At 51.4% G+C, this 2,500-nt stretch carries 1 tRNA gene and 2 rRNA genes (1 of these 3 cut by a window edge); all 3 read left to right on the top strand.

What is annotated here, in order from left to right:
* The first annotated feature begins 271 nt into the window (after window positions 1-271).
* Window positions 272-1,759 (top strand): 16S ribosomal RNA (locus PMG25_RS02050).
* Window positions 1,760-1,867: 108 nt separating this feature from the next.
* Window positions 1,868-1,941 (top strand) — tRNA-Ile (locus PMG25_RS02055).
* A gap of 202 nt (window positions 1,942-2,143) precedes the next feature.
* Window positions 2,144-2,500, top strand: a 23S ribosomal RNA gene (locus PMG25_RS02060); it runs 2,534 nt beyond the window's last position.
* Together the 16S and 23S rRNA genes with 1 tRNA gene alongside form the textbook arrangement of a ribosomal RNA operon.

Consider the following 2,500-nt stretch of genomic DNA (forward strand, 5'->3'; position numbering starts at 1 on the left):
TTTTCCAAAAAAAGGGTTGACAAGGAAGAGAAGGATTGGTTATATTCGTATTTGTGCTTGAGAGGACGGCAGCAAACCACTGACCCCTTCTCGAAGCCACCGAACCTAGAAAATTCTATAGTTTGAAAGCCTAAGCTAAATGAGTTTAGACCCTCGTTAGTTAAATCAACTGAAGCGCTCTCTTAAGGGAGAGAAGCTAAAGTTAATCAAGATGATAAGGGAAAGAAGCGAAAGTTTCAATCCCTAAAGCCAAAAAAAACTCAAAAGTGTTAACACGGAGAGTTTGATCCTGGCTCAGGATGAACGCTGGCGGTCTGCTTAACACATGCAAGTCGAACGCACTCTTCGGAGTGAGTGGCGGACGGGTGAGTAACGCGTGAGAATCTGCCTGTGGGTCGGGGATAACCACTGGAAACGGTGGCTAATACCGGATGAGCCGAAAGGTAAAAGATTTATTGCCCACAGATGAGCTCGCGTCTGATTAGCTAGTTGGTAGTGTAAGAGACAACCAAGGCGACGATCAGTAGCTGGTCTGAGAGGATGAGCAGCCACACTGGGACTGAGACACGGCCCAGACTCCTACGGGAGGCAGCAGTGGGGAATTTTCCGCAATGGGCGAAAGCCTGACGGAGCAAGACCGCGTGGGGGAGGAAGGTTTTTGGATCGTAAACCCCTTTTGTCAAGGAAGAAGTCCTGACGGTACTTGACGAATAAGCCTCGGCTAACTCCGTGCCAGCAGCCGCGGTAATACGGAGGAGGCAAGCGTTATCCGGAATGATTGGGCGTAAAGCGTCTGTAGGTGGCGAACTAAGTCTGCTGTTAAAGATCACAGCTCAACTGTGGGCAGGCAGTGGAAACTGGTTAGCTAGAGGTTGGTAGGGGTAAAGGGAATTCCCGGTGTAGCGGTGAAATGCGTAGATATCGGGAAGAACACCGGTGGCGAAAGCGCTTTACTGGGCCAGACCTGACACTGAAGGACGAAAGCTAGGGGAGCGAAAGGGATTAGATACCCCTGTAGTCCTAGCCGTAAACGATGGAGACTAGGTGTAGCACGTATCGACCCGTGCTGTATCGTAGCCAACGCGTTAAGTCTCCCGCCTGGGGAGTACGCACGCAAGTGTGAAACTCAAAGGAATTGACGGGGGCCCGCACAAGCGGTGGAGTATGTGGTTTAATTCGATGCAACGCGAAGAACCTTACCAGGGCTTGACATGTCGCGAATCTCAGGGAAACTTGAGAGTGCCTTAGGGAGCGCGAACACAGGTGGTGCATGGCTGTCGTCAGCTCGTGTCGTGAGATGTTGGGTTAAGTCCCGCAACGAGCGCAACCCTCGTCTTTAGTTGCCAGCTTTAAGTAGGGAACTCTAGAGAGACTGCCGGTGACAAACCGGAGGAAGGTGGGGATGACGTCAAGTCAGCATGCCCCTTACGCCCTGGGCGACACACGTACTACAATGGTCGGGACAAAGGGCAGCGAACCCGCGAGGGCCAGCTAATCCCAGAAACCCGGTCTCAGTTCAGATTGCTCTCTGCAACTCGAGAGCATGAAGGAGGAATCGCTAGTAATCGCCGGTCAGCATACGGCGGTGAATCCGTTCCCGGGCCTTGTACACACCGCCCGTCACACCATGGAAGTTGGCCACGCCCGAAGTCGTTACCCTAACCTTTAGGGGAGGGGGACGCCGAAGGCAGGGCTGATGACTGGGGTGAAGTCGTAACAAGGTAGCCGTACCGGAAGGTGTGGCTGGATCACCTCCTTTAAAGGGAGACCTAATCCAAGCAAAAAGCATGGAAAAATCCCAAGGTCGGTCGAGGTCAGCTCAAAAAAAAATAGCGAGAAAGCTTTCAAACGAATAGGGTTCGGTCAAGGGCTATTAGCTCAGGTGGTTAGAGCGCACCCCTGATAAGGGTGAGGTCCCTGGTTCAAGTCCAGGATGGCCCAGATTGAAAAAAAGAAGGGACTCTAGCCCCTCGGAGTAGCGAAAGCCACCGAGTCGGCTGGAGAATCACTCCAGTAAAAAGAACCTTGAAAACTGCATAACCGAAAAAAATTCCAAAAGCAGAGATAGGAAAATTTTCTATCTCAAGGCAGAAACCGTAAGAAACAGAGAATCTGATTTTTCGTAAAAGAGAGAAAAGAATCTGGTCAAGCTACAAAGAGCTAACGGTGGATCCCTAGGCACACAGAGGCGAAGAAGGACGTGGTGACCGACGAAACGCTCCGGGGAGCTGGAAGCAAGCAATGATCCGGAGGTATCCGAATAGGGAAACCTAAAAACTCCTAGCTGAATCCATAGGCTAGAGAGAGCGAACCTGGCGAACTGAAACATCTTAGTAGCCAGAGGAAGAGAAAGCAAAAGCGATTCCCCAAGTAGCGGCGAGCGAAAAGGGAGAAGCCTAAACCAACCTCTATTAGGGGTTGGGGTAGTGGGACAGTAAAGCGGGAGGGAGCAGATTAGACGAAGCAGTTGAAAGCTGCACCAGAGGAGGTGAAAGTCCTG

The organism is Roseofilum capinflatum BLCC-M114, assembly GCF_030068505.1.
Lineage (GTDB): Bacteria > Cyanobacteriota > Cyanobacteriia > Cyanobacteriales > Desertifilaceae > Roseofilum > Roseofilum capinflatum.